The organism is Polaromonas sp. P1_A2 (assembly GCF_056406895.1).
This window is the reverse complement of the sequence record NZ_JBFTZI010000001.1, coordinates 54,778-79,629: the sequence shown is the minus strand read 5'-3', so window position 1 is coordinate 79,629 and position 24,852 is coordinate 54,778. Positions and strand designations below refer to the sequence as shown.

Here is a 24,852-nt window from a genome sequence, read left to right as displayed (position 1 = left end):
GCCGGCGCGCCGGTTAAGCTGGCAGGCCCCATCCACGAGGCCTGAGCCATGAAACCCGCCCGCCGATTCCCTTCATTGCGCCGCGCGCTGCGCCCGCTCGCCCTGATCGCCTGCACCGCACTGCCGCTGCTGGCGCAGGCGGCCGAGCAAAAAATCATCTTTATCCGCCACGCGGAAAAACCCGACCAAGGCCTGGGCCAGCTCAACTGCCAGGGCCTGAACCGCGCGCTGGCGCTGCCGGCCGTGCTGCTGGGGAAATTCGGCAAACCGGATTTTGTGTTCGCGTCCGACCCGCACGAGAAAAAACCCGACGGCGGCCAGCTGTACAACTATGTGCGGCCTCTGCTGACCGTCGCGCCCACGGCCGTGCAGGCCGGCTTGCCGATCAACACCTCTTTCGGCTTCGAGGACATCAAGGGGCTGCAGCGGGAGCTGGCGGCGCCGCGCTACCAGAACGCGGTGGTGCTGGTCGCCTGGGAGCATAAAAAGCTCGAGGACATGGTCAAGGCCATGCTGGCGGGCATGGGCGGCCAGCCCGACGCCGTGCCGCACTGGAAGGGCAGCGACTTCGACAGCATTTATGTGCTGACCGTGCAGCGCGACGGGGGCAAGACCGTCGCGAGTTTTCGCCATGAGCAGCAGCAGCTTGATGGGCAGGCTGCGGCATGCCCCAAGCCCTAGTCCAAACCTTAGGAAAAGCTAGGCGGCCGCCAGCGCGCCGTCCTCAAACACCTTGAGTTCGCCCGGCGCGAAGGCCGTCCACTGCTCGTTCGTGGTCAGCGGCGCCGTGACGACCACGGCCACCTTGTCGGTGGGCCGGGTGTGCTCGGCGAAGTTCACGCTCACGTCTTCATCGCTCAGCGTGGCATGGGCAAAGGGATGCTTGCGCTCTACGTAATACAGGTTCGTGGAGGCATGGGCCCACAGCGCCTGGCCGTTGCTGAGCAAAAAGTTGAAAGTGCCGTGGCCGGCAACCTGCGCCGCAAGTTCGCGCAGCGTGATGCTGAGCTCCCGCACGCTGGGAACACCGGCGTGCGATTTGGCCATCTCCTGCATGATCCAGCAAAAGGCGCGCTCGCTGTCGGTGCTGCCCACGGGCCGGAAGCTGCCGTGCAGGCGCGGCGCAAAATCCTTCAGGTCGCCGTTGTGCGCGAACACCCAGTAGCGGCCCCAGAGCTCGCGCACAAAGGGGTGGCAGTTCTCCAGCGCCACGCGGCCTTGCGTGGCCTTGCGGATGTGCGAGATCACGTTGCGGCTTTTGATGGGGTAGCGGCTGATCAGCTCGGCCACCGGTGAACTGCTGGCCGGCTGGTGGTCGACGAAATGGCGCAGGCCCTTGTCGCTGGCGCCGGCCACGCTGTCGTCACCCTCAAAAAATGCGATGCCCCAGCCGTCGGCATGGTGGTCGGTATGGCCGCCGCGCTGCGCAAAGCCGCGAAAGCTGAAGGTCACGTCGGTGGGGGCGTTGCAGTTCATGCCCAGGAGTTGGCACATGGTCAGCCTGCTTTCTGTGGGTCGGTGGGAAGGCTGTTCACGGGCAGGCGGAGCTGCCAGGCCGCCACCATGGCCAGCAGGCACAGCGCGGCCAGCATCAAAAACGCTTCGTTGAAGGCTGCCAGCCGCGCCGGGCTGCTGGTGCTGTTGGCCAAAGAGTCGCCATGGGCGGCCAGCCGCCATTCGAGCACGATGCCGCACAGGCTCACGCCGATGGCGCCGCCCAGCATGCGCAAAAAGTTGATCGCGCTCGCCCCCTGCGAGATCAAATGCTCGTGCAGCGGCCGCAGCGACCCGAGGTTCAGCGAAGGCAGGATAAAGCCCAGGCCTATGCGGCCCAGCGTGGCCCAGGCCACCAGCATCCACAGGCCGGAGGCCAGGCTCACCGTGAGCATCAAGGCGAAGGAGGCGGCCAGCAGCGCCAGGCCCGTGCTGACCAGCAGCCAGGTCGGGTGCTTGTCGGCCAGGCGGCCCACGCCGGCAATCGTGGCGGCCAGCACCAGCCCGGCCGGCAGCAGTATGGTGCCCACATGCGAGGCCGAGAGCTTCAGGCCCAGCTGCAAATAGACCGGCAGCAGGTAGGTCGAGCCGAACAGGGCCGTGCCGTAAATAAAGGCGACGATGCTGCCCATGGCGAAAGGCCGGTAGCCGAAAAGCGCCAGGTTCATCAACGGTGCGCCGCCATTGGCGGCCAGGCGGCGCTGCCACCAGACAAAAGCCGCGAGCGCGGCCGCCGCGCCGCCAAGCAGGGCAAAAGCCTGAGCGCCGCCGCCCGCGCCATGCAGCTGGACCATGCCGTTGAGCAGGCACAGCGTGCCCAGCGCGCCCAGCAGCAGGCCGCGCCAGTCGATCATGGCCGTGTTGCGATTGGCCGCCACGCCGCCGGGCGCGGTGTCGGGCACATAGCGGTAGGCCATCCACAGCGAGACGAGGCACAGCGGGATGACCATGAAAAAAATCGAACGCCAGCCGAACAAATCCACCAGCACGCCGCCTATGCTGGGCCCGACCGCCGGCGCCAGCACCACGCCCATGCCGAAGAGGCCGCTGGCACGGCCCTGCTCGTGCGGGCCGAAGGCGCGCATGATGATGATGGCGGGAATCGGCTGCACCACGCCGGCCGCCAGGCCCTCGGCCACGCGCGCGCCCAGCACCAGGCTGAAATGGTTGGACAGGCCGCCGACGATGCCGCCGGCCATGAGCAGCAGCATGGTGCCCGCATAAGTGCGGCGGTAGCCGTAGCGCGCCAGCAGCCAGGGCGTGGTGAGCATGGAGACCGTCATGGCCACCATAAAACCCGAACTGACCCATTGCGCGCGCTCCTGCCCCAGCGTGAAGTGCTGGCTCATGTCGGGGATCGCCACGTTGACGATGGTCGACGACATGATGGAGGCCATCGTGCCTATCATGACCGACAGCAGGAGCAGCCAGCGGTAACGCGGGCCGTGGCGCGCCTGCAGGTCGGCGAGTGAAGCGGACATGCGGCTGGCCTGGTCTTTAATCCCTGGGTTCGGACCAGAGCTTGCCGCCGGTGGCCCAGTTCTCGCGCTTGATGTCAGTGATCAGGATGTCCACCGACTCGGGCTGGCCGCCCAGGATTTCAACGCTGACGCGGGTAATGGCTTCAACGAGCTTTTTCTTCTGCTCGATGGTGCGGCCTTCCATCATTTCGACGTGGTAAGTGGGCATGGTTTCCTCTGGAATGAAGTGCCTGCGGCGGGATTGCCGCGGGGCGTGTGAATACCCGATGATAAAAGCAAGCGCCGCGGGCGGTTTTGTCGGCCTGCGGGGACGGCGATGAAGTACGGGCGGTAACGTCGATTGCCGAGTCGACTGGGCCGATGACCTTTCATTTGGCCTGCGGACCGGCTGGTTGGCACAACGCCGACCCGACGGCAAGGTTATCGAACCCGATTGGGCCCCGCCTCTTCGAGCATCTTGGGCACGCCCAGCTGGTGGGCGCAGTGCACGACCGCCTCTCGAAGGGCCGCCTGCCAGGCGCTGCCGATACTGTCGCCGTAGAAGGTGGCCATCGCCTTGCAGGCGATGGGGCGACCCTGGTGGTCCAGGGTCAAATCGACGTAGAGCGGGAGAGGACCGTCGTGACTGACCATGGCGGGCACAGCTCGGGAAGCGATGAGACCGCCAATCAAGCCGCCGATGGCAAAGGGCGCGTATTCAGCACGGGTGGCGGGTCGGCCCAGCCGTTCGCCAACTGCGACGTTCAGAGCGGTCAACCGCAACTGCCCGCTGAGCTTTACCCGCAATTGCTCGTCCAGTTGTTCAGCCAACGCACCTCTGAGTGCTTCGATCGGCATCTGTTCAAAAGCGCTGTCTTCCAGCCGCTCGGCTTCGCCTTGGGGCGTGACGACCTTGCGTGCCAACTGGCCGGCGGGAGGGCGACCGTCGATCATGATCAATTCGGCGCTTCCAGGCGCATCGAGCGAGCCGGTGACGGTGTACGGTGCAGCGCCCATCACTGAAAAAGACCAAGCGGCACCGATTGCCGCGACGAGTATTCCGCGCGAATTCAACTTCATCGGGCCTCCCTGGCCATTGTGTCGCTGTAATTTAAGTCACTACGGGTGTTCGGCGGGCAGGCCCGCACACACGTCTGACACCCGATGATAAAAGCAAGCGGCCCGCGTTGTTTTGTCGGCCTGCACTGACAGCATGACAGGCGTTGCCGCCGGGCCCCGAAACGCCTTGCCGGCGATATCCTGTACCTTCGCCTTAGATTTCCCGTCGAGTGCTTGCGCTTTCCAGCTGTGCAGGCCCATAACCTATCCGGGCAAGCTACTTGTTTCTCACCACCTCCGCCCCTTCCACCGACCCCCCTCTTCCCCTGCTGGCGGGCCGCAACTACCGCTGCCAGTGCGGGCAGCCGGTATTCTTTCGCAACAGCAAATGCCTGGCCTGCAACACGCCGCTGGGCTATGACTGCGAGCGCGGCCTGCTGCTGCCCCTGATGCCGGGACCGCACAAAGGCAGCTGGCGCGAGTGGCAGGCGGGCGCCGCACCGGCCACGCCGCCGCCCGACGACACGCAGCCCCCCTCGCTGGATGAGATTCCCGGCCAGGAGTCCGCACCCGACGCCGCGCCAGCGCTGTCCGCCGAACCGGATGGCGAGGCCGGCGATGACGACGGTATCCCGACCTACAAACGCTGCCTCAACCTCTCCACCCCCGCCTCCTGCAACTGGCTTGTGGCCTGGCACGACCCCGCGGACATGTGCCGGGCCTGCCGGCTGAACCGCACGATTCCCGACCTGACGAACCCGGAACAGCCCGACAACGGCTACCTCTGGGGGCGCATAGAGCTGGCCAAGCGGCGGCTGGTGTCCTCGCTGATCCTGCTGGGACTGCCGGTGGCCTCGCGCATGAGCGAAGACCCGGAGCGCGGCCTGATGTTCGATTTCCTGCGCTCGCCCGTCAACGGGCCGCACATCATGACCGGGCACAACACCGGCCTGATCACGCTCAACATCGACGAGGCCGACGACGCCAAGCGCGAGGCGGTGCGCAAGGCCATGCGCGAGCCCTACCGCACCCTGCTGGGCCACTTGCGCCACGAGGTAGGCCACTATTACTGGGACCGGCTGGTGGCCGGCACGCCGTGGCTGGAGGGCTTTCACGAACTCTTCGGCGACGAAACGCAGGACTACGCGGCCGCCCTGCAGCGCAACTACGACGAAGGCCCGCCCTCCGACTGGCCGCAGCATTTCGTGAGCGCCTATGCCAGCACCCACCCCTGGGAAGACTGGGCCGAATGTTGGGCGCACTACATGCACATGCGTGACGCCATAGACACCGCGCTGAGCTTCGGCCTGAGCGTGGACCGCTTCGACCTCGAATTCACACCCTTCACGCTGGACGCGCTGTACCAGCCGGAGCATCCCGATGCGGCGCAGTTCCTGGCCTTCATCAACCACTGGACCCGGCTGACCACCATGCTCAACGAGATGTCGCGCAGCATGGGCCAGCCCGACTTTTATCCTTTTGTGCTGCCCCTGGACGCGGTGGGCAAGCTGCAATTCATCCACCTGCTGGTGGTCTCGGGCAGCTGGCGCGAGCCGGAGGCAAGCCAGGCGGGACAGGCGCAGACACAAGAGGCGCCGCAAGCGCAGCCGGCGGGGTAAACGCGGGCCGGGCGCGGCACGTGCGCTACAGTGGTGGCGCCATGCCGCGCCGCCCCAAAAGCCATCACTACAGCGTCTATGTGATCGAGCTCGCGCCCGAGGTCTGGGACCTGCCGCGCTTTCGCCGCGCCAACCCGGACTACCAGCTGGGCAAACCTTTTGTCTATGTGGGCATGACCGGGCTGGACCCGGATGTGCGCTTTGACAAGCACAAGGCCGGCATACAGTCCAACCGCTTCGCGCGCGATTTCGGCCTGCGCCTGCTGCCCCGGCTCTACGAGATGTACAACCCCATGCCCTACGATGCGGCGCGCGACATGGAGGTCGAGCTGGGCATCGCCCTGCGCGAGGCGGGCTACGGGGTCTGGCAGGCCTGAAGCCGGCCTGCCGGCGCTTATTCCAGCGCGCTCACGCGGACGCCGTGCTGGCCGGAGAACGCCAGCAGGATGCCGGCGATCTCGCCATCCTGCAGCGTGGTGGTCAGCTCCACGAGCTTGTTGCCGCCGCCTTTGTGGCTGTCGCTCACCGTCACGGTGGCCGCGGGGTCGCCCGCGGCGAACAGCTTTTGAAGCGACGGGCCCAACGAGGCCATCACGCCGTCGCGCTCGTCCTTGCCGGCGTTCGTACCTTCCTCGTACTGCACTTCAAATGAAAAATTGGTCTTGGGGCTCATGGGAATGTGCTCCAGTGCAAGGTCACTTATTTGAGCAGGGTGGCCGCAAGGGTGATTTCGGGCACGCTGGCCAGGGCTTTTGACAGCGGGCAGGCTTTCTTGGCCCCCTCGGCGATTTCCTGGAACTTGGCCTCGTCGATGCCGGGGATGCTGGCCTCCAGCGTCAGCGCGATGCGATCGATCAGAAAACCGTCGCCCTGAGGTACCAAGCGGACCTTGGCACGGGTGTCGGCCGAGGCGGTGGTAAAACCGGCCTTGTCGCAGGCAAAGGAAAACGCCATGGTGAAACAGGCCGCATGCGCAGCACCCAGCAACTCTTCCGGGTTGGTGCCGCTGCGGTCATCTTCGAACCGGCTGCCGAAGCCATAGGGATAACTCTTGAGCGCGCCGGTGTCGGTGCTGATGCGGCCCTGGCCTTTTTTGCCGGCGCCTTCCCAGTGAACGGAAGCATTTTTTTCAATCATGGAAGCCCCTTGAAGGTGAAAGCGAATTCACCAATGTGCGCGCCGGCGGCGAGCGCGGATGTCGGACAGCGCCGCGTGCGGCGCGCCGCGCGCTGCCTACAAGGGCTAGGGGGTGTTACGCGGTTTCCGGCTCGGCCTGGGTGGCCGGAGAAACGACTTCCGAGGCGACCGCGTCCAGTGCCTGTGCCACCACGCCCTGGCTGTCCACCGGCCTGAGCAGGCGTTCCCGGATCAGGCGTTCACAGCTGCGTTTGGTCATGGAGTGCGGCTGCCCACCATGGCTCACGAACATGAACAGCGTGCCCTTGGTGCTGGCCCAGATCAGCTGGGCGCGCAGCCAGCGGCGGCGCGAGTACAAATCGACCCAGTGGCCGGCCCGCAAGCTCATCAGCAGGCGCTCGGCTTCGCCCTGGGCCAGGGCCGGCGCGGCGTTGGGCGAAGCCTCCTGCTCGGCGAGCAGCTCGGCATGGGAGGAGTCGACCTCTTCCCCCACAGAGTCCGCGGTCTCCATGCCCGAGGATGTTGCGTGTTCTTCCTCCAGCGGCATGAGCTCGCCCGGCGCCGTCGGCAGCGTGTCTTCAAAGCCGGCGGCATCGAGTTCGTCGCGCGCCAGCCAGGGGTGGGCGGCCGCTTTGGCCAGGCGCTGCTCGGGCGTGGCCGGCAGCTCCTCGGGCTCCAGCGGCATGGCGCCCGACTCTTCGGCGTCGCGCTGGCTTTTGAGGCGGCGCAGCTTGAGCACCGGCCGGTGCAGCTTCATCAGGCCCTCAAAAAAGGGCTCGCTCTCGCGCGGATCCTGTCCCAGCAGTTCCAACCCTTCGTGCAGCTTGGCCAGCAGGCTGGGGATCATCTCGATCAGCTTGGCCGGCCGCTTGAGGGTGACTTCCCGCTTGACGCTCCAGAGCAGGTCGGGCACCACCGAGCCGAAGCCCATGGGGTCTATCTGGTTGCGCGTGTCGACGAGCTTGGCGTGGGCCATGGCCAGCGCCCAGGGGCCGAACAGGAAATCGAGCACCAGGCCGGGCACCTTGTCCAGGTCGGAGCGCGTGCTGAGCTCAAAGGCGATCTGGTCGGCCTGCGTCTGGCGCTCTTCGGCAAAACGCAGTGCCTGCAGCACGTTGTTGCGGTTTTCCGCCTCGAGCTGGTCCTGTTCGTCCCAGCCGTACTCCAGTTTGGCCAGCGCCATGCCGAAGGGCTGGGCGTCCTCAATCGTGAGGCTGTTGAGTTCGTTGAAGGCGCGGGTGACCGGTTCGAAGAAGGCTAGGAACTCGGGGCTGAATTCATCGTTGTACTTGAAGCTGCGCTGCGCCACCCGCTCCATGACGCGGCGCCCGGCATGGCCTTCATCGCTGAAAAAGCGCGGGTCCACCATGGCCAGCCGCAGCAGCGAAGGCTCCAGCGCCACGATGGCCTCGCGCACCGGCACCAGGAGGCGCGGGTCCTGCGCCACCTGGTTGACCAGCTTGCGCACCACCTCCAGGCCCAGCACCTGGCCGACCTGGCGGGCTTCCTTCTTGAGCTGGGTGCGCACGATGGCGCGCTCCCGGGGTTTGGCATACGAGCCCCAGACCTGGGGGCTGAGCTGGCTGCGCTCGTCGACCAGGCGCTGCGGCCGATCCACGGCCGGCATGCCCTCATAGTCAGACATGTAGCCGGGGCGTGACTCGGCCAGCGGCGCGGAACCGGAGTCTGGCGTGGCGTGGAGGGCGGCGAGCTCCTCCTCGACGGTCTCGTAATAAGAGGGCGCCAGGCCGTGGTGGGCATTGCTGCCGCCGTTGAACAAAAAGTCCTGGAACAGCTCGTCCCGGATCTCGTAGTTGGACAGGTCGGCGTATTGCGGCACCGGCTGGCCACCGCCCTCGCCAAATCCGCCTTCGCCGCCACCTCCACCGCCGCCGTTTGCGTCACCTTCGACAGCGCCGCCGGGGCCCGTCGGGCTGGAACCGTTTCCGCCGCGGCCGCGCCCGCGTCCGACGCTGGCCGGCGTGGGCAGCACGCGGTAGCTGGCGCCCTGGACGTTGGCGAGTTCGAGCTGGTTGACCAGCCGCTCATACAGCCGCTTGAGCTCACGGCCCAGCGGGTCGGCCATGTACTTGAGCCACAGCGAGACCACCGCCGGCTCGGCCTTGCTCGCCACCGCCATTTCGCGCAGGGTTTGCGCAAAGACTTCGGGGCGCAGCGGGTTGAGTTCGGGCCTCACATTGGGCAGGCCCTGCACCGTGCTGATCAGCTTGTTGAGTTCGGCCAGAACGTGGTCCACGGCCGGCAACACCTGCTGGAGCAGCCGGGAGGATTCAATCGCCTTGGAGACGTCCTGGTCGTCGACCAGCGAGAAGCTCGCATGGCTCAGGGCGGCGAAGGCGCTGGACGAGGCCGCGGCCGAAGCGGCCAGTTGCTCGCTTGAAGCTTCGGGGGCTCGCGCCGCCTGGGCCGCGGCGGCCACATTGGCCTTGAAATGGACCAGCAGGTCGGCGGGGTATTGCACGCTCCAGGCGGTCTTGTTTTTGAGCAGTTCGCGCCAGGCCGTGGCCAGTTCGTCGCGTTCGGCCACCTTCATGCTTTGGGTTTCGGCCACCTGCAGGCCCGCCACGGCATCTTCCACGCACTTTTCCAGAGCAGACCGCGCCGCTGTGGCCGCCGACTGGAGACAGGATTGAAGAACGTCAGGTTGCGAAGCCATCTGGAGCCAGGATTTCCGGAAATAAAAGGTGAGAGCGCTCAGCCAGCCAGCTTGCAACCATACGTGCCGGGGGCCAGACAGATGTCAAGGGTAAAGGCCAACCGTGTTTCCTTTGAGATGCTTGCAAAGTGTTTCATTTGGTTTCTCCTGTACACATACGATTTCTGCCGCGCTCTTGGGGCAACTCGGCGCAAGCTGCCGCTTAAATCCCCCGAACGCACGGCTGGAGGAGGGTTTTTTGTAAGATCGGCGCTTCTTTGTAAAGGTCGGTTCGGCGCAACACTTTCGGCGCCGCGGCGGCCCCAAACCTCCACGGAGCCTGTTTTGGCGTCATTTAGGCCTGTTTTCGCCGGTTTCCGGCTTCCCTGGCTGGCGGCCGGCGCGCTCTGGATGTGTGCCAGCGCCTGGTCCCACACCGTGCTGGACAACGCCGCCCTGCTGGGCATGAGCGCCGAACAGGTCACCGCCGCCCTGCCTGGCGCCCAGCCGGTGCGGTCCCCGCGGCGTTTGCCCTCGGGCGCGCTGGGCTCGCTGCGTGTGCCCGACGCGCTCTGCGAGGGCGCCCATTTCGAGCAGACCTTGTTTTTCGCGCACCAGAAGCTCGCGCAGGTGGACTTGGTGCTGCTCAACCCCGCCTCCGGCCCGGGCGCCGAAGAAGCGCTGGCCAAAGCCCAGGCGGCCTTGCTGCAGTCGCTGCGCGCGAAGCTGGGCCCGGAACTGGCCGCCTTCGGCGCCGTGCCGGGCGCCGCGGCCGACAGCGCATCATGGGCCGGTGCGGACGCCGAGGTGATGCTGTTCCGCTCGGGCAGGCCGGGCCATCCCAGCCTGCGCGTTGTCATCCGCCAGCGGCAGCTGGTGGATGCGGGCGAGCTTTAAGCTGTCCCGGCCTTCACCTTCAAGCGCCAGGCGTGCAGCAAGGGCTCGGTGTAGCCGCTGGGCTGCTCCAGGCCCTTGAAGACCAGGTCGCAGGCCGCCTTGTAGGCCGCCGAGCTGCCAAAGTGCCCGGCCATGGGCTGGTACAGCGGGTCGCCGGCGTTTTGCCTGTCGACGACGGCGGCCATGCGTTCAAAGGTTTCCGTCACCTGCGCCTTGCTCACCACACCGTGCAGCAGCCAGTTGGCCATGTGCTGGCTTGAGATGCGCAGCGTGGCGCGGTCTTCCATCAGGCCCACGTTGTGGATGTCGGGCACCTTGGAGCAGCCCACGCCCTGGTCTATCCAGCGCACCACGTAGCCGAGGATGCCCTGGGCGTTGTTGTCCAGCTCCTGCTGTTTGGCTTCGGCGCTCCAGGCCGGCGTGCGTGTCACGGGGATTTGCAGCAAGCCGTTAAGCAGCGCGTCGCGCTCCTTGTTGGCGTCCACCCTCTCCAGCTCTCTTTGCACCTTGCCGACCTTGACCTGGTGGTAGTGCAGCGCGTGCAGCGTGGCGCCCGTGGGGCTGGGCACCCAGGCGGTGTTGGCGCCGGCTTTGGGGTGGGCGATCTTCTGCTCCATCATGGCCTTCATGAGGTCGGGCATGGCCCACATGCCCTTGCCGATCTGCGCCTTGCCGCGCAGGCCGCAGGACAAGCCCACCAGCACGTTGTTTTTCTCATAGGCCGCGATCCAGGCGCTGGTCTTCATGTCGCCCTTGCGGATCATGGGGCCGGCATGCATGGCGGTATGCATCTCGTCGCCGGTGCGGTCCAGGAAGCCGGTGTTGATGAAGGCCACCCGGCTGGAAGCGGCGGCGATGCAGGCCTTGAGGTTGACGCTGGTGCGGCGCTCCTCGTCCATGATGCCGAGCTTGACGGTGCTGCCCGGCAGGCCCAGCATTTTTTCAACGCGGCTGAAGAGTTCGGCGGCAAACGCGACCTCGGCCGGGCCGTGCATCTTGGGCTTGACGATGTAGACCGAGCCTTTGCGCGAATTCTTGATGCCGGGCTTGCCCTTGCGCTTGAGGTCGTGGATGGCGATCGTGGTCGTGACCACGGCGTCCAGGATGCCCTCGGGGATTTCGCGCGTGGCGCCGTCCGCCCCGGTGTACAGCACCGCCGGGTTGGTCATCAGGTGGCCGACGTTGCGCACGAACATCAGCGAGCGGCCGTGCAAGGTGACGGGCTGGCCCTTGGGCGAGGTGTATTCGCGGTCCGGGTTCAGGCCGCGGGTGAAGGTCTTGCCGTCCTTGGTCACGCTTTCGGTCAGCGTGCCCTGCAAAATGCCGAGCCAGTTGCGGTAGGCCAGCACCTTGTCCTGCGCATCGACCACGGCGACCGAGTCCTCCAGGTCCAGAATCGTCGACAGCGCCGCTTCGACAACCAGGTCGCTCACGCCGGCCGCATCCGTGCGGCCTATGGGCGTGTCGCGGTCCATGCGGATGTCAAGGTGCAGGCCGTTGTGCTGCAGCAGCACCGACGTGGGCTCCGAGGCCTTGCCCTGGTAGCCCACGAACTGGCTGCTGTCCTTGAGCGTGGTGGTCTTCTCGCCCTTCTTGCCGTCCTTGAGCGTGACGACCAGCTCGCCGCCCCTGACCGCGTAGCCGGTCGAGTCGATGTGGGAGCCTTTTTTCAGCGGCACGGTACGGTCCAGCACGTAACGCGCGTATTCAATCACCTTGGCGCCGCGCACCGGGTTGTAGCCCTTGCCTTTTTCCGCGCCGTCGGTTTCGGCGATCACATCGGTGCCGTAGAGCGCGTCATAAAGGCTGCCCCAGCGCGCGTTGGCCGCGTTGAGCGCGTAGCGCGCGTTCAGGATGGGCACCACAAGCTGGGGGCCGGCCTGCAGCGCCAGCTCGTCGTCCACCTTGGCCGTCGTGATGCCGATTTTTTTGGGCTGCGGCACCAGGTAGCCGATCTTTTCCAGGAAGCCGCGGTAGGCCGCCATGTCGGCGATGGGGCCGGGGTTGGCCTTGTGCCAGGCGTCGAGTTCTGCTTGCAGGCGGTCGCGCTCGGCCAGCAGGGCGATGTTTTTCGGGGCCAGGTCGGCGACGATGCCGTCAAAGCCTTTCCAGAACGCGCTGCTGGCCACGCCGGTGCCGGGCAGCACATGGTCCTCGATGAAGCGGTAAAGCTCCGTCGCGACCTGCAGGCGGTAGCTGGCGGTGCGCGCGGTGTTGCTGGCGGAGTTGGTGCTCATGGTGTTGTCCCTTTTTTCAATAAACCAAGAATAAAACGTAAAACGGGTGTCAATGGAAAGGCAGCGCCAGCACGTCGCGCAGGCTGCTGCCGGTGTACACGGGTTGCGTGCCGAGCTCTTCAAACGGCAGCTGGTAGCGGTTGACCCACAGCGTGCGGTAGCCGTACCAGGTGGCGGCCAGCGCGTCCCAGCCGTTGCAGCTCACGAAAGCGATCTGCCTGGCCTCCAGCCCGGTGGCCTCAAGCCCCAGCGCATAGGCCTCGGGAGCGGTCTTGTATTTGCGGATACCGTCCACGCTGATCACATGGTCCAGCAGGCCCTCGAGCCCGGCGGAGCGCACGGCCACGCCCAGCATGGACGGGTCGCCGTTGGACAGGATGCCGGTGACCACGCCGCGCGCCTTCAGCGCCTGCAGGACCTCCCGGTTTTCCGGAAAGGCCGACAGGTGGCGGTACTGGTTCATGAGCTGGTCTTCCTGGCCCGGCCCCAGGTCCAGCCCCAGGCGCTTGCAGGCATAACGCAGGCCGGCGCGCGTGAGCTCCCAGAACGGCTGGTAGTGCGCGCCGCCGTTGCTGGTGGTCACCAGCCGCGTGTATTCAATCTGTTTGTCGCGCCACAGCAGGCCCAGCGCCTGGCCTTTTCCGGGGAACAGCTGCTCGGCCAGCAGGCCCACGCTGTAGACGTCGAATAGCGTGCCGTAGGCGTCGAACAGCACCGCGCGTAGCGCGGCGGGCGGATGGGAACGGGGCTTTTCCATGGCCCTCTACTGTATTTGATACAAGGACCGCGATTAATTAACGTGAAATCGCTTAATCCATGACATTTACAGCCGTAATTTCGCCAACAAGCCATTGGCCGGTAGCGACGGCGCAGGTCTGGACCTCGCACCCGGGGCGGCCCCGGCGCCTAGCGCCCCCAGCGCAGCACCAGCGGATCCAGCCGCCTGGCGGTGGCCAGCAGCCCGGCGCGCGTGTCCGGATGCATGGCCGGGAAAGGATGGCGCGGCGCCTCGCAGGCGATCACGCCGCCTTCCTTCATCAAGGCCTTGGCGGCCAGCAGCCCGGCCTGGCGGTTTTCGAAATTGATCAGGGGCAGCCACTGCTGGTACAGGGCGTAAGCCTTGTCGTGGTCGCCGGCGCGGTGCGCCTCGATGATGGGACGAATGCCGTCGGGGTAGCCGCCGCCGGTCATGGAGCCGGTCGCGCCGGCGTCGAGGTCGGGCAGCAGCGTGATGGCCTCCTCGCCGTCCCAAGGACCCTCCACCGCGCGGCCGCCCAGGCGGATCAGCTCGCGCAGTTTGGACGCCGCACCGGCGGTCTCGATCTTGAAATAGGCGACATGTTCGATCTCGCGGGCCATGCGCGCGAGGAAGCAGGCCGACAGCACGGTGCCGCTGGCGGGCGCATCCTGGATCATGATGGGGATGTTCACCGCATCCGACAGGCGCGCATAAAACTCGTAGATCTGCGGCTCGCTGACGCGAAAGGTGGCGCCGTGGTAGGGCGGCATGACCATCAGCATGGCGGCGCCCATGTCCTGCGCGCGGCGGCTGCGTTCGGCGCAGATCTTGGTGCCAAAGTGGGTGGTGGTCACGATCACCGGTACGCGCCCGGCCACATGTTCAAGGACGGTGCGGGTCAGGGTTTCGCGCTCTTCGTCCGACAGCACAAACTGCTCGGAGAAATTGGCCAGGATGCAGATGCCGTCGGAGCCGGCGTCGATCATGAAGTCGATGCAGCGCTTCTGGCTTTCCAGGTCCAGCTCACCGGTTTCGGTGAAGGTGGTGGGAGCGACGGGGAAGATGCCGCGGTAGCGCGGCTGGCGGGGCGTGGTCATAGAGGTAGGGAGTCAGGTTGGAGGAAGCTTCACGGGTTCGCAGACCGGCTGCCTAGTGGGAATGGCGGGGAACTTCGGAGCCGCGGCAGCCGACCAGGAAATCAAAATCGCAGCCCTCGTCGGCTTGCAGCACATGATCGACGTACAGGCGCTGGTAGCCGCCGCGCATGCCCGCGGCGGCCTTGCCCTGCAGCGCCGCAAGGCGTTCGGCGAGTTCGGCATCGCTGATGTCCAGGTGCAGGCGGCCCTGGTCGCAATCGAGTTCTATCCAGTCGCCGTCGCGCACGGCGGCCAGCGGCCCGCCGGCCGCGGCTTCGGGCGCCACGTGCAGCACCACGGTGCCGTAGGCGGTGCCGCTCATGCGCGCGTCGGAGATCCGCACCATGTCCTTGACGCCCTGGCGCAGCAGCTTGGGCGGCAGGCCCATGTTGCCGACCTCGGCCATGCCGGGGTAGCCCTTGGGACCGCAGTTTTTCATGACCATGACGCAGCTGGCGTCAATGTCGAGGTTTTCGTCGACGATGCGCTCCTTGTAGTGCTCCAGGTTCTCGAACACGACCGCGCGGCCGCGGTGCTTGAGCAGCTCCGGCGAAGCCGCGGAGGGTTTGAGCACCGCGCCGCGCGGCGCCAGGTTGCCGCGCAAGATGCAGATGCCGCCGTCGGCAATCAAGGGATTGTCGAGCGGGCGAATCACCTCGTCGTTGTACTGCGGGGCCTCGCGCACGTTGTCCCATAGAGCCCGGCCGTTGACGGTGAGTGCATTGGGGTGCGGCAGCAGGCCGTTCTCCCCCAGGCGGCGCAGCACGGCGGGCAGGCCGCCGGCGTAGTAAAACTCTTCCATCAGGAAACGGCCGGAAGGCTGCAGGTCGACCAGGGTGGGCGTGTTGCGGCCTATGCGCGTCCAGTCTTCCAGGTCCAGCTGCACGCCGATGCGGCCGGCGATGGCCTTGAGGTGAATCACCGCGTTGGTGGAGCCGCCTATGGCGGCGTTGACGCGGATCGCATTTTCGAAAGCTTCGCGCGTGAGGATTTTCGACAGCGTCAGCCCTTCGCGCGCCATCTCGACGGCGCGCGCGCCCGACATCTGCGCCAGCACGTAGCGGCGCGCATCGACCGCGGGAATCGCCGCGTTGTGCGGCAGGGAAGTGCCCAGCGCCTCGGCCATGCAGGCCATGGTGGAGGCCGTGCCCATGGTGTTGCAGGTGCCGGCGGAACGCGACATGCCGCCCTCGGCCGCCAGGAACTGGTGCAGCTGGATTTCGCCCGCCTTCAGCGACTCGTGCAGCTGCCACACCGCCGTGCCGGAGCCGATGTTTTTGCCTTCAAGCTTGCCGTTGAGCATGGGCCCGCCGGTCACCACAATGGCCGGGATGTCGCAGCTCGCCGCGCCCATCAGCAATGCGGGCGTGGTCTTGTCGCAACCGGTGAGCAGCACCACGGCATCAATCGGGTTGCCGCGAATCGCCTCTTCCACATCCATGCTGGCCAGGTTGCGCGTGAGCATGGCGGTGGGCCGCAGGTTGGACTCGCCGTTGGAGAACACCGGGAACTCCACCGGGAAGCCTCCCGCCTCCGAGATGCCGCGCTTCACATGCTCGGCGATCTTGCGGAAGTGCGCATTGCAGGGCGTGAGTTCCGACCAGGTGTTGCAGATGCCGATGATGGGCCGGCCGTCGAACTCGTGGTCGGGAATGCCCTGGTTCTTCATCCAGCTGCGGTACATAAAGCCGTTTTTGTCGGCCGAGCCGAACCATTCGGTGGAACGTAATTTTTTCTTGGTGCTTGTCATGGGGTGGTGTAGGGTCGTTTCAGGAAGAGGTGGGTGTGCGCTTCACCAGCAGCCGTTGCAGCAGGCAAAAAACAAACAGCAGGACGCCGACGACAATGCGCGTCCACCAGGAACTCAGGCTGCCGTCGAAAGAAATCAGGGTCTGGATGATGCCCAGCATCAACACGCCGAACAGGGTGCCGGCCACATAACCCACGCCGCCGCTGAGCAGGGTGCCGCCTATCACCACGGCGGCAATGGCGTCCAGCTCCAGGCCGGTGGCGTGCAGGCCGTAACCCGACAGCATGTAGAAAGTAAAAACCACGCCGGCCAGCGCCGAGCAGAAGCCGGAAAGCGTGTAAACCCCCACCAGCGTGCGGCGCACCGGCAAGCCCATCAGCAGCGCGGACTGCTCATTGCCGCCGACGGCATAGACGGTGCGGCCGAAAGGCGTGCAGTGCGCGATGAACACCGCCGCCAGCAGCACCGCGACTGCAATCAGGGCGCTGATCGAGAGCGAGGCGTCTTCCCACAGGGGAATGCGCAACTGCGAGACCTCCGAATAAAACTCGTTGGTGATGCTGATGGAGTCGACGCTGATCAGGTAGCACAGGCCGCGCGCCAGAAACATCCCGGCCAGCGTCACGATAAAGGGCTGCAGGCGAAAACGCTCAATCAGAAAACCCATGAAGGCGCCGAAGGCCGTGCCCATGAGCAGCACCAGGGGGATCACCGCGGCCGGGCTCCAGCCGTGGTGCTCCACCAGCGCGGCCGACACCATGGTGGTCAGCGCCACCACGGAACCGACGGACAGGTCTATGCCGCCCGAAAGAATCACAAAGGTCATGCCCACGGCGACGATGACCAGGAAGGCGTTGTCCACCAGCAGGTTGAGGAAGACCTGCGCCGAAAAAAAGCCGGTGTAGAGCACCGAGCCCAGGCTCGCCATGGCGACAAACAGCGAAATGGTGGCCGCCAGCGGCAGGTACTTGGGATTGAAGCGCGAAGCCGGCGCGGCCGGCAGCTGTGGCCGGGGCGCGATTTTTTCGATGGGTGCTTTCAGCGTCGCGCTCATGGCCGCATCCCCCGCACGGCCGGCCGCCGTACCCAGATGGCGACCTCGGCCCGGAACTCCGGCGACTGCAGCAGCATCACGGCAAACACCACCACGGCCTTGACCACCAGGTTGATCTCGGGCGGCACGCCCAGCGAATAAATGGCATAGGTCAGGGTCTGGATGATCAGCGCGCCTATCACGCTGCCCACCAGGCTGAAGCGCCCGCCGGTGAGCGCGGTGCCGCCCAGCGTGACCGCCAGGATGGCGTCAAGCTCGAGCAGCTGGCCCGCATTGTTGCCGTCGGCGCTTTTGACGTTGGAGCTGATCAGCAGGCCCGCAATGCCCGCGCACAGGCCGCAGAAAGCGTAGGCCGCGACGATCAGGCGCCGCGCCTGCACGCCGGCAACGCGCGCCGCGGTCGGGTTGATGCCCACGGCCTGGATGAACAGCCCGAGTGCGGTGCGCGTCACCGCCAGGTACAGCAGGACAAACACCGCCACCACGATAAACAGCGAGAAAGGCAGGCCCAGCAGGTAGCCGCTGCCCAGGAAGAAAAACGGCGCGTAATAAATGGTGATGATCTGCCCGCCGGTGATGAGCTGCGCGATGCCGCGGCCCGCCACCATGAGGATCAGCGTCGCGATGATGGGCTGCATGCCCACCCTGGCGACCAGCAGCCCGTTCCACAGCCCGCACAGCAGCGCGATGCCCAGCGCCGCCAGAATCGCCAGCGGCATCGGGAAGCGGCTCACGCCCGCCGCCACCGAGCCGCCTATCATCCAGGCGGCCAGCGCGGCGGCGATGGCCACCACGGCGCCCACGGAAATGTCGATGCCGCGGGTGGCGATCACCATGGTCATGCCCAGCGACACCAGCACCAGCGGCGCTGCGCGGTTGAGGATGTCCACCAGGCTGCCGTAGAGGTGGCCGTCGCGCCACTCGACGTGCAGAAAGCTGGCATTGAACACCGTGTTCACCACCAGCAGCAGGAGCAGCGTGAGCAGCGGCCAGGCCAGCCGGTGCCGCATGACACTGGGGGAGTGATTTTTTTCAAGCATGCTCGGCCGCAATCAGTTCATAGACGGCGTCTTCGCTGCTGCCCGCCGGCAGCTCGCCCACCTTGCGGCGGTCGCGCAGCACCACGATGCGGTGCGCCACACGAACCACCTCGCTCATTTCGGAGGAGATGAAGATCACGGCCATGCCGGCCTGCGCCAGGCGCAGGATCTGCTCCATGATTTCCTGCTTGGCGGCCACGTCGATGCCACGCGTCGGCTCGTCCAGGATCAAGAGGCGCGGCTCGGTCGCGAGCCAGCGCGCGATCATGGCTTTTTGCTGGTTGCCGCCCGACAGCAAGCCTATGGGCGTGTCCACACTCGCGGTCTTGATGCCCATGGCCTGGACAAAACGTTCGGCCAGCGCGGTCTGCTCGGCCCGCGACAAAAAGCGGCGCATGCCCATGCGGGCTTGCAGCGCCAGCGCGATGTTTTCGCGCAGCGACAGCTCGGCCACGATGCCGTCGGTCTTGCGCTCCTCGGGGCACAGGGCCAGGCCGTGGCGGATCGCGTCGGCGGGGCTGGAGAAAGCCACTGTCTCGCCGTCTATCCTGAGCACCCCGCGGTCCGGCGCCTCCAGCCCGAACAGCAGGCGCGCCAGCTCCGTGCGGCCCGCGCCCAGCAGGCCGGCAAGGCCCAGCACCTCGCCGGCACGCACGCGCAGGTCCACGGGCTGCAACTGGCCGCTTTGGCCCAGGCCTTCGGCCTGCAATAGCGCCGGCTGCGCGTCATCAAACGCAGACGTTGCCGGGGCGCTTGCGGATTGCGCGGCCAGCTCCCGGCCCAGCATGGCCGCGATCAATGCCTGCGGCCCCAGTTCGCCGGCCCGCCACTCCCCGACCCAGCCGCCGTTGCGCAGCACCGTGATGCGGTCGGACACCGCATAGACCTGGTTCAGGAAATGGGTCACAAAAACAATGGCCAGGCCCTCGCCGCGCAGGCGGCGCAAGACCTCAAAGAGTTTTTGCACTTCGTCGTCGTCAAGGCTGGAAGTGGGTTCGTCCAGGATCAGCACCTTGGCTTCGATGCTGATGGCGCGCGCGATGGCCACCAGCTGCTGCACCGCGACCGGGTAGCTGGACAGAAGGCGCGTGACGTCGATGTCCAGGCCGACGCGCGCGACGAGTTCGCGCGCGCGCCGGTTCAGCTCGGCCCAGGCGATGCCGTATCCCTGCGCAAAGCCGCGCCGCGGGTAGCGGCCCGCGAAAATGTTTTCCGCCACGGACAAGTTGGGGCAGAGATTGACTTCCTGGTAGACCGTGCTGATGCCCAGGCGCTGCGCGGCCAGGGGAGAAGCCGGCCACACCGGCTGGCCGGCCAGTTCCATCCGGCCGCCGCTGGCTTCCAGCACGCCGGTCAGGACCTTGATGAGCGTGGACTTGCCCGCGCCGTTTTGCCCCATCAGGGCATGGATTTCACCGGGATACAGGCGCAGGCGCACATCGCGCAGCGCATCGATGCCGGCAAACTGCTTGTGGATGCCCGAGAGCTCCAGCACGGGAGCGATATCGGCGGGGGTATCGGCCGGGGTCATGGGGCAAGCCCGGCGCCGTGCGCCGCGGTATTCGCCTTGGGGACGGCCGCAGGGTTCATGCCTTGTTTTTGTTATAGACGTCGACAAACACGGCGGCCAGCAGCACCACGCCCTTGATGACCTGCTGGTAGTCGATGCCGACGCCCAGGATGGACATGCCGTTGTTCATCACGCCCATCACGAACGCGCCTATCACCGCGCCCATGACTTTGCCGACGCCGCCCGAGGCCGATGCCCCGCCGATAAAGCAGGCGGCAATCACGTCGAGCTCAAAACCCAGGCCGGCCTTGGGCGTGGCGGTATTCAGGCGCGCGGCGAACACCAGCCCCGCCAGCGCCGCCAGCACGCCCATGTTGACGAAGGTGTAGAAAGACAGGCGCTCGGTCTTGATGCCCGAGAGCTTGGCCGCCTTTTCGTTGCCGCCCAGCGCATAGACACGCCGCCCTATGGTGGTGTGCCCGGTGATGAAGTGGAACAGGAAGATCAGCACGGCCATCACGATGAGCACATTGGGCAAGCCCTGGTAGGAAGCCAGCAGGTAGCTGAAATAAATCAGCAGCGCGGCGAACACCGCGGTTTTGACAAAGAAGAACATGGCGGGCTCGGCCTGGATGCCGTGCTTGATCTGGCGGGCCCGCGCGCGCAAGCCGGCGGCCGCCAGCACGGCGGCAAGGACCACGCCCAGCAGCAGTGACGTCATGCGCAGGCCCTCGCTGCTCAGCAGGTCCGGCATGAAGCCGGAGCTGAGCTTCTGGAAGGACTCGGGGAAGGGCCCCACCGACTGGCCCTGCAGCAGCGCCAGCGCAAGTCCCTTGAACACCAGCATGCCCGCCAGCGTGACGATAAAGGAGGGAATCCGGAAGAAGGCGACGAACCATCCCTGCACCGCGCCTATCAGCGCGCCGCAAGCCAGGCACAGCAGCGAGGCCGGCACGAAGTTCCAGTCGTACTGCACCATCAGCACGGCGGCCAATGCGCCTATGAAGCCGCAGACCGAGCCCACCGACAGGTCGATATGCCCCGCCACGATGACCAGCAGCATGCCCAGGGCCATGATGACGATGTAGCTGTTTTGCAGCACCAGGTTGGTCAGGTTGAGGGGCTGCATCAGCGTGCCCTCGGTCATGTACTGGAAGAAGGCCATGATGGCCACCAGCGTGACCAGCATGCCGTATTCGCGGAAGTTGTGCTTCAGGTAGTCCAGCGGTGATTTGTCGCCCGCGGACGCGGCTTTGGCCGGCGGCATGGTGGCGTTGGAGGATTCGTTCTTCATTTCAGCTTGCTTTCACGATCGCGCGCATGATTTTTTCCTGGGAGGCTTCGGCCGTCGGCATCTCGGCGATGAAGCGGCCTTCGTTCATGACGTAGATGCGATCCGTCATACCCAGCAGTTCCGGCATTTCCGAAGAAATGACGATGATGCATTTCCCCTCGGCCGCAAGCTGGGCCATCAGGGTGTAAATCTCGTACTTGGCGCCCACGTCGATGCCGCGCGTGGGCTCGTCGAGGATGAGCACCTCGGGGCTGGTGAACAGCCACTTCCCGAGCACCACCTTTTGCTGGTTCCCGCCCGAGAGGTTGAGGACTTTCTGGCCGACGCCGGAGCAGCGTATGCGCAGTTTTTCCCGGTAGCGCTGCGCCACCTGGTATTCGCTGCCGCTGTCGATCACGGTCGCGGTCGACACGCCCTTGAGATTGGCCAGCGACACATTGAACTGGATGTCTTCGTTCAGCACCAGCCCGTTGCCCTTGCGGTCCTCGGTCACATAAGCCAGGCCGTGGCGAACGGCTTTTTCCACCGTGCCGACGTCGATGGGCTTGCCGTTCAGCAGGACCTGGCCGCTGATACGGCGGCCCCACGATCGGCCGAAGATGCTCATGGCAAGCTCCGTGCGCCCCGCGCCCATCAGCCCGGCAATGCCGACGATTTCACCGCGCCGCACCTGCAGGCTCACGTCCTTGATGAATTTCCTGTCCGTGTGCAGCGGGTGGTAAACATTCCAGTCGCGCACCTCAAACACGGTTTCGCCGATTTCCGGCTGGCGCGGCGGGTAGCGGTCTGCCATCTCGCGGCCCACCATGCCGCGGATGACGCGGTCCTCGCTGACGGCCTCTTCGCGGCAGTCCAGCGTTTCCACGGTGCTGCCGTCGCGCAGGATAGTGATGGCGTCCGCCACGCGGGAGATCTCATTGAGCTTGTGCGAAATAAGGATGCAGGTGATGCCATGGCCCTTGAGTTCGAGCAACAGGTCGAGCAGCGCCTGGCTGTCGTTTTCGTTGAGGCTGGCCGTGGGCTCGTCGAGGATGAGCAGCTTGACCTGCCTGGACAGGGCCTTGGCGATTTCCACCAGCTGTTGCTTGCCCACGCCGATGTCCGTGATCAGCGTGGCGGGTGATTCCTTGAGGCCGACTTTTTTCAGCAGGGCCTGCGTCTTGCTGTGCGCGGCCATCCAGTCGATCACGCCGTGCTGCGCGGTCTCGTTGCCCAGGAAGATGTTCTCGGCGATGGACAGCAGCGGAACCAGGGCCAGTTCCTGGTGGATGATGATGACGCCCAGTTGCTCGCTGTCGTGGATGCCGAGGAAGCGGCGCTCCTGCCCTTCGTAGACGATGTCGCCGCTGTAAGAGCCATGCGGGTAGACACCGGAGAGGACCTTCATCAAGGTCGATTTTCCGGCGCCGTTCTCGCCGACGATGGCATGGATCTCACCGGCGCGCACGCGCAGGTTGACCTTGTTCAGCGCGACAACACCGGGGAAGGTCTTGCGGATGTCGCGCATCTCCAGAATCGTTTCCAATGCCTGTCCTTTGATGCAAGGTGATTGCCACCTCTTGGCGTTGACGGCCCCGCGCCTTGCGGCGTGGGGCCGTTTGTTCCGTTTTGTTTTCAGCGAATGCTTACTTGATCTGGGATTCTTTGTAGTAACCGCTGCCAATCAGCACCTGGTTCCAGTTCGACGCATCGACGGCCACGGGTTTGAGCAGATAGGAGGGCACCACTTTCACGCCGTTGTTGTAAGTCTTGGTGTCGTTGATCTCCGGCTGTTTGCCGGACAGCATGGCGTCCACCATGTTGGCCGTGACCTTGGCGAGTTCACGCGTGTCCTTGAAGATGGTCGAGTACTGCTCGCCTTTCAGGATGGACTTGACGGAAGCGATTTCTGCGTCCTGGCCGCTGACCACCGGGCAGGGCTGCTGCGCGGTGCAGTAACCCACGCCCTTCAGGGAGGACAGGATGCCGATGGACAGGCCGTCATACGGCGACAACACCGCGTGGACTTTTTCCTTGCCGTAGTAGGCCGACAGCAGGTTGTCCATGCGCGCCTGCGCCACCGCGCCGTCCCAGCGCAGGGTGCCCACCTTGTTCATACCCATCTGCTTGCTGCGCACCACCAGCTTGCCGCTGTCGATGTAGGGCTTTAGCACGCTCATGGCGCCGTCGTAGAAGAAGAAAGCGTTATTGTCGTCGGGCGAACCACCGAAAAGCTCAATGTTGAAGGGACCTTTGCCCTGCTTGAGGCCCAGCTTGTCGACGATGGTGGTGGCCTGCAGCACGCCGACCTGGAAGTTGTCGAAGGTGGCGTAGTAGTCCACGTTCTTCGAGCCCTTGATCAGGCGGTCGTAGGCAATGACCTTGATGCCTTTGTCGGCCGCGTTTTGCAGGGCCTTGGACAAGGTGGTGCCGTCGATGGAGGCGATCACCAGCACCTTCACGCCCTTGGTGATCATGTTCTCGATCTGGGCCAGCTGGTTCGGGATGTCGTCCTCGGCGTACTGCAGGTCGGTCTTGTAGCCGCGCTCCTTGAGCACCTTGACCATGTTGTCGCCGTCGGCGATCCAGCGGGCAGAGGACTTGGTCGGCATCGAGATGCCGATGCTGCCCTTGTCCTGCGCATGGGCCAGCGGTGCGATACCGACGGCGGCCAGGGCCAGGCTGGCCAGCAAAGTCTTCAGAAAAATACGCTTCATGAATTGTCTCCTTGTGTGTTGTCAGTGATTCTTGAGTATCCGCGCGCCCTTGCAGGCGCCCCATCAGTACTTACGCTTGGGAAATTCCGCGGCTGCCACTTCCATCGGAAAAATCCCTTCTTCAGTAACGATTCGTTTCTGGACCGGCTTGCCGGCCTTGATGTCTTTCACCGCGGCCATCAACTGGGGGCCCAGCAAGGGGCTGCATTCCACGGAGACGTTGAGCTTGCCGGCCATCATGGCCTCGAAGGCGCCCTTCACGGCGTCGATGGAGATGATGGTGATGTCCTTCGCCGGCTTCATGCCGGCCTCTTCGATCGCCTGGATCGCGCCTATCGCCATGTCGTCGTTGTGCGCGTACAGCACATTGATCTTCTTGCCCTCGGCCTTGAGGAAGGCTTCCATCACTTCCTTGCCCTTGGCCCGGGTGAAATCGCCTGTCTGCGAACGGATGATCTTGAACTTCGGGTCGGCCTTGATGATTTCCTCAAAACCTTTTTTGCGGTCTATGGCCGGCGCGGAACCGACGGTGCCCTGCAGCTCGACGATGTTGACCTGCCCGCTGCTTCCCTTCATTTTTTCCACCAGCCAGCGGCCCGCCTTGCGGCCTTCTTCCACAAAGTCGGAGCCCATGAAGGAGACATACAGCGAGGTGTCCTTCACGTTGACGGAGCGGTCGGTCAGCACGACCGGGATCTTCGCCGCCTTGGCTTCACGCAGCACGGTTTCCCAGCCCGACTCGACAACCGGCGAGAAGGCGATCACGTCCACCTTTTGCGCGATGAAGGAGCGGATGGCCTTGATCTGGTTTTCCTGTTTTTGCTGGGCATCCGAAAACTTGAGCTCGATGCCGGCGTCCTTGGCGGCCGATTTGATGGATTCGGTGTTGGCGGTGCGCCACTCGCTTTCCGCGCCCACCTGGCTGAAACCCAGCACGATGGCTTTTTGCGCCCATGCGGAAGCCGGCAGCAAACCGGCAAGGGGGGCGCAGGCGAGCGCTGCGGCGAGGGTACGGCGTTGGATCTTCATGTTGTCTCCTTTGGTTGAAATTAAACTGACAAGTCTCCCGTGATC

At 65.3% G+C, this 24,852-nt stretch carries 22 protein-coding genes; 4 read left to right on the top strand and 18 right to left on the bottom strand.

Features of this window, described 5'->3' with window-relative positions:
* Positions 1–48: 48 nt before the first annotated feature.
* Entirely contained in the window at positions 49–681 is a 633-nt protein-coding gene (locus AC1D09_RS00365; RefSeq protein ID WP_477662857.1) for a histidine phosphatase family protein, read from the top strand.
* Positions 682–699: 18 nt separating this feature from the next.
* Here the strand turns inward: AC1D09_RS00365 and AC1D09_RS00360 are convergent, their stop codons facing one another.
* The 4 genes from AC1D09_RS00360 to AC1D09_RS00345 all read right to left on the bottom strand — a co-directional run bounded on the left by AC1D09_RS00360 (position 700) and on the right by AC1D09_RS00345 (position 4,034).
* Positions 700–1,494: a class II glutamine amidotransferase gene (locus AC1D09_RS00360; RefSeq protein WP_477700892.1), complete on the bottom strand. Its 795-nt coding sequence runs from the start codon at positions 1,492–1,494 to the stop codon at positions 700–702.
* A gap of 2 nt (positions 1,495–1,496) precedes the next feature.
* Positions 1,497–2,975 carry an MFS transporter gene (locus AC1D09_RS00355; RefSeq protein ID WP_477662859.1) on the bottom strand — a complete coding sequence of 493 codons (1,479 nt, stop codon included), beginning with the start codon at positions 2,973–2,975 and terminating at the stop codon, positions 1,497–1,499.
* Between the two features lie 16 nt (positions 2,976–2,991).
* Positions 2,992–3,183 carry a 4-oxalocrotonate tautomerase gene (locus AC1D09_RS00350; RefSeq protein WP_092132274.1) on the bottom strand — a complete coding sequence of 64 codons (192 nt, stop codon included), beginning with the start codon at positions 3,181–3,183 and terminating at the stop codon, positions 2,992–2,994.
* A gap of 212 nt (positions 3,184–3,395) precedes the next feature.
* A complete protein-coding gene (locus AC1D09_RS00345) occupies positions 3,396–4,034 on the bottom strand; it encodes a hypothetical protein (protein WP_477662860.1) in 639 nt (212 codons plus the stop codon).
* Between the two features lie 260 nt (positions 4,035–4,294).
* Between AC1D09_RS00345 and AC1D09_RS00340 the strand changes: the two genes are divergently transcribed.
* Positions 4,295–5,632, top strand: coding sequence for a zinc-binding metallopeptidase family protein (locus AC1D09_RS00340; protein WP_477662861.1), 1,338 nt, complete (start codon positions 4,295–4,297; stop codon positions 5,630–5,632).
* A gap of 41 nt (positions 5,633–5,673) precedes the next feature.
* Positions 5,674–6,009 (top strand): hypothetical protein, encoded by a 336-nt coding sequence (locus AC1D09_RS00335; RefSeq protein ID WP_477662862.1) that lies wholly within the window; start codon positions 5,674–5,676, stop codon positions 6,007–6,009.
* A 17-nt stretch (positions 6,010–6,026) separates the two neighbouring features.
* On the opposite strand, the gene AC1D09_RS00330 is transcribed toward AC1D09_RS00335, so the two are convergent.
* The 3 genes from AC1D09_RS00330 to AC1D09_RS00320 form a co-directional block, all read right to left on the bottom strand.
* Complete coding sequence (locus AC1D09_RS00330; protein WP_477662863.1) at positions 6,027–6,305, bottom strand: hypothetical protein; 279 nt, start codon at positions 6,303–6,305, stop codon at positions 6,027–6,029.
* 26 nt (positions 6,306–6,331) lie between these two features.
* A complete protein-coding gene (locus tag AC1D09_RS00325; RefSeq protein ID WP_477662864.1) occupies positions 6,332–6,769 on the bottom strand; it encodes an OsmC family protein in 438 nt (145 codons plus the stop codon).
* A gap of 115 nt (positions 6,770–6,884) precedes the next feature.
* The gene (locus AC1D09_RS00320; protein WP_477662865.1) at positions 6,885–9,446 is read right to left on the bottom strand and encodes a DUF1631 family protein; all 2,562 of its coding nucleotides are present in this window, start codon (positions 9,444–9,446) and stop codon (positions 6,885–6,887) included.
* Between the two features lie 324 nt (positions 9,447–9,770).
* On the opposite strand from AC1D09_RS00320, the gene AC1D09_RS00315 reads away from it, so the two are divergent.
* Positions 9,771–10,322 (top strand): hypothetical protein, encoded by a 552-nt coding sequence (locus tag AC1D09_RS00315; RefSeq protein ID WP_477662866.1) that lies wholly within the window; start codon positions 9,771–9,773, stop codon positions 10,320–10,322.
* On the opposite strand, the gene AC1D09_RS00310 is transcribed toward AC1D09_RS00315, so the two are convergent.
* The 11 genes from AC1D09_RS00310 to AC1D09_RS00260 all read right to left on the bottom strand — a co-directional run bounded on the left by AC1D09_RS00310 (position 10,319) and on the right by AC1D09_RS00260 (position 24,807).
* A complete protein-coding gene (locus AC1D09_RS00310) occupies positions 10,319–12,559 on the bottom strand; it encodes a malate synthase G (protein WP_477700891.1) in 2,241 nt (746 codons plus the stop codon). The genes AC1D09_RS00315 and AC1D09_RS00310 overlap by 4 nt on opposite strands.
* 49 nt (positions 12,560–12,608) lie before the next feature.
* The gene (locus AC1D09_RS00305) at positions 12,609–13,316 is read right to left on the bottom strand and encodes a haloacid dehalogenase type II (RefSeq protein WP_477662868.1); all 708 of its coding nucleotides are present in this window, start codon (positions 13,314–13,316) and stop codon (positions 12,609–12,611) included.
* A 149-nt stretch (positions 13,317–13,465) separates the two neighbouring features.
* Positions 13,466–14,395 carry a dihydrodipicolinate synthase family protein gene (locus tag AC1D09_RS00300; RefSeq protein WP_477662869.1) on the bottom strand — a complete coding sequence of 310 codons (930 nt, stop codon included), beginning with the start codon at positions 14,393–14,395 and terminating at the stop codon, positions 13,466–13,468.
* 52 nt (positions 14,396–14,447) lie between these two features.
* A complete protein-coding gene (locus tag AC1D09_RS00295) occupies positions 14,448–16,184 on the bottom strand; it encodes an IlvD/Edd family dehydratase (RefSeq protein ID WP_477700890.1) in 1,737 nt (578 codons plus the stop codon).
* 19 nt (positions 16,185–16,203) lie between these two features.
* The gene (gene yjfF, locus AC1D09_RS00290; protein ID WP_477662871.1) at positions 16,204–17,238 is read right to left on the bottom strand and encodes a galactofuranose ABC transporter, permease protein YjfF; all 1,035 of its coding nucleotides are present in this window, start codon (positions 17,236–17,238) and stop codon (positions 16,204–16,206) included.
* Entirely contained in the window at positions 17,235–18,278 is a 1,044-nt protein-coding gene (locus AC1D09_RS00285) for an ABC transporter permease (RefSeq protein WP_477662872.1), read from the bottom strand. Before AC1D09_RS00285 ends, yjfF begins: the two co-directional genes overlap by 4 nt.
* The gene (locus tag AC1D09_RS00280; RefSeq protein ID WP_477662873.1) at positions 18,271–19,809 is read right to left on the bottom strand and encodes a sugar ABC transporter ATP-binding protein; all 1,539 of its coding nucleotides are present in this window, start codon (positions 19,807–19,809) and stop codon (positions 18,271–18,273) included. The genes AC1D09_RS00285 and AC1D09_RS00280 overlap by 8 nt, the downstream gene beginning before the upstream one ends.
* A 55-nt stretch (positions 19,810–19,864) precedes the next feature.
* Positions 19,865–21,082, bottom strand: a complete 1,218-nt coding sequence (gene mmsB / locus AC1D09_RS00275) for a multiple monosaccharide ABC transporter permease (protein WP_477662874.1) — start codon at positions 21,080–21,082, stop codon at positions 19,865–19,867.
* 1 nt (position 21,083) lies between these two features.
* On the bottom strand, positions 21,084–22,589 hold the full coding sequence (gene mmsA / locus AC1D09_RS00270) for a multiple monosaccharide ABC transporter ATP-binding protein (protein WP_477662937.1): 1,506 nt from the start codon (positions 22,587–22,589) through the stop codon (positions 21,084–21,086).
* A gap of 118 nt (positions 22,590–22,707) precedes the next feature.
* Positions 22,708–23,778, bottom strand: a complete 1,071-nt coding sequence (chvE, locus tag AC1D09_RS00265; protein WP_477662875.1) for a multiple monosaccharide ABC transporter substrate-binding protein — start codon at positions 23,776–23,778, stop codon at positions 22,708–22,710.
* Positions 23,779–23,841: 63 nt separating this feature from the next.
* Complete coding sequence (locus AC1D09_RS00260; RefSeq protein WP_074580101.1) at positions 23,842–24,807, bottom strand: ABC transporter substrate-binding protein; 966 nt, start codon at positions 24,805–24,807, stop codon at positions 23,842–23,844.
* Positions 24,808–24,852: the final 45 nt, after the last annotated feature.

Bases quoted from the DNA above. Each gene is read 5' to 3' on its own strand.
- chvE (WP_477662875.1), bottom strand. From the start codon at position 23,778: ATGAAGCGTATTTTTCTGAAGACTTTGCTGGCCAGCCTGGCCCTGGCC.
- AC1D09_RS00335 (WP_477662862.1), top strand. From the start codon at position 5,674: ATGCCGCGCCGCCCCAAAAGCCATCACTACAGCGTCTATGTGATCGAG.
- mmsA (WP_477662937.1), bottom strand. From the start codon at position 22,589: ATGCGCGACATCCGCAAGACCTTCCCCGGTGTTGTCGCGCTGAACAAG.
- AC1D09_RS00355 (WP_477662859.1), bottom strand. From the start codon at position 2,975: ATGTCCGCTTCACTCGCCGACCTGCAGGCGCGCCACGGCCCGCGTTAC.
- AC1D09_RS00365 (WP_477662857.1), top strand. From the start codon at position 49: ATGAAACCCGCCCGCCGATTCCCTTCATTGCGCCGCGCGCTGCGCCCG.
- AC1D09_RS00295 (WP_477700890.1), bottom strand. From the start codon at position 16,184: ATGACAAGCACCAAGAAAAAATTACGTTCCACCGAATGGTTCGGCTCG.
- AC1D09_RS00280 (WP_477662873.1), bottom strand. From the start codon at position 19,809: ATGACCCCGGCCGATACCCCCGCCGATATCGCTCCCGTGCTGGAGCTC.
- AC1D09_RS00285 (WP_477662872.1), bottom strand. From the start codon at position 18,278: ATGCTTGAAAAAAATCACTCCCCCAGTGTCATGCGGCACCGGCTGGCC.
- AC1D09_RS00350 (WP_092132274.1), bottom strand. From the start codon at position 3,183: ATGCCCACTTACCACGTCGAAATGATGGAAGGCCGCACCATCGAGCAG.
- AC1D09_RS00325 (WP_477662864.1), bottom strand. From the start codon at position 6,769: ATGATTGAAAAAAATGCTTCCGTTCACTGGGAAGGCGCCGGCAAAAAA.
- AC1D09_RS00300 (WP_477662869.1), bottom strand. From the start codon at position 14,395: ATGACCACGCCCCGCCAGCCGCGCTACCGCGGCATCTTCCCCGTCGCT.
- AC1D09_RS00305 (WP_477662868.1), bottom strand. From the start codon at position 13,316: ATGGAAAAGCCCCGTTCCCATCCGCCCGCCGCGCTACGCGCGGTGCTG.
- AC1D09_RS00330 (WP_477662863.1), bottom strand. From the start codon at position 6,305: ATGAGCCCCAAGACCAATTTTTCATTTGAAGTGCAGTACGAGGAAGGT.
- yjfF (WP_477662871.1), bottom strand. From the start codon at position 17,238: ATGAGCGCGACGCTGAAAGCACCCATCGAAAAAATCGCGCCCCGGCCA.
- AC1D09_RS00345 (WP_477662860.1), bottom strand. From the start codon at position 4,034: ATGAAGTTGAATTCGCGCGGAATACTCGTCGCGGCAATCGGTGCCGCT.
- mmsB (WP_477662874.1), bottom strand. From the start codon at position 21,082: ATGAAGAACGAATCCTCCAACGCCACCATGCCGCCGGCCAAAGCCGCG.
- AC1D09_RS00320 (WP_477662865.1), bottom strand. From the start codon at position 9,446: ATGGCTTCGCAACCTGACGTTCTTCAATCCTGTCTCCAGTCGGCGGCC.
- AC1D09_RS00260 (WP_074580101.1), bottom strand. From the start codon at position 24,807: ATGAAGATCCAACGCCGTACCCTCGCCGCAGCGCTCGCCTGCGCCCCC.
- AC1D09_RS00310 (WP_477700891.1), bottom strand. From the start codon at position 12,559: ATGAGCACCAACTCCGCCAGCAACACCGCGCGCACCGCCAGCTACCGC.
- AC1D09_RS00360 (WP_477700892.1), bottom strand. From the start codon at position 1,494: ATGTGCCAACTCCTGGGCATGAACTGCAACGCCCCCACCGACGTGACC.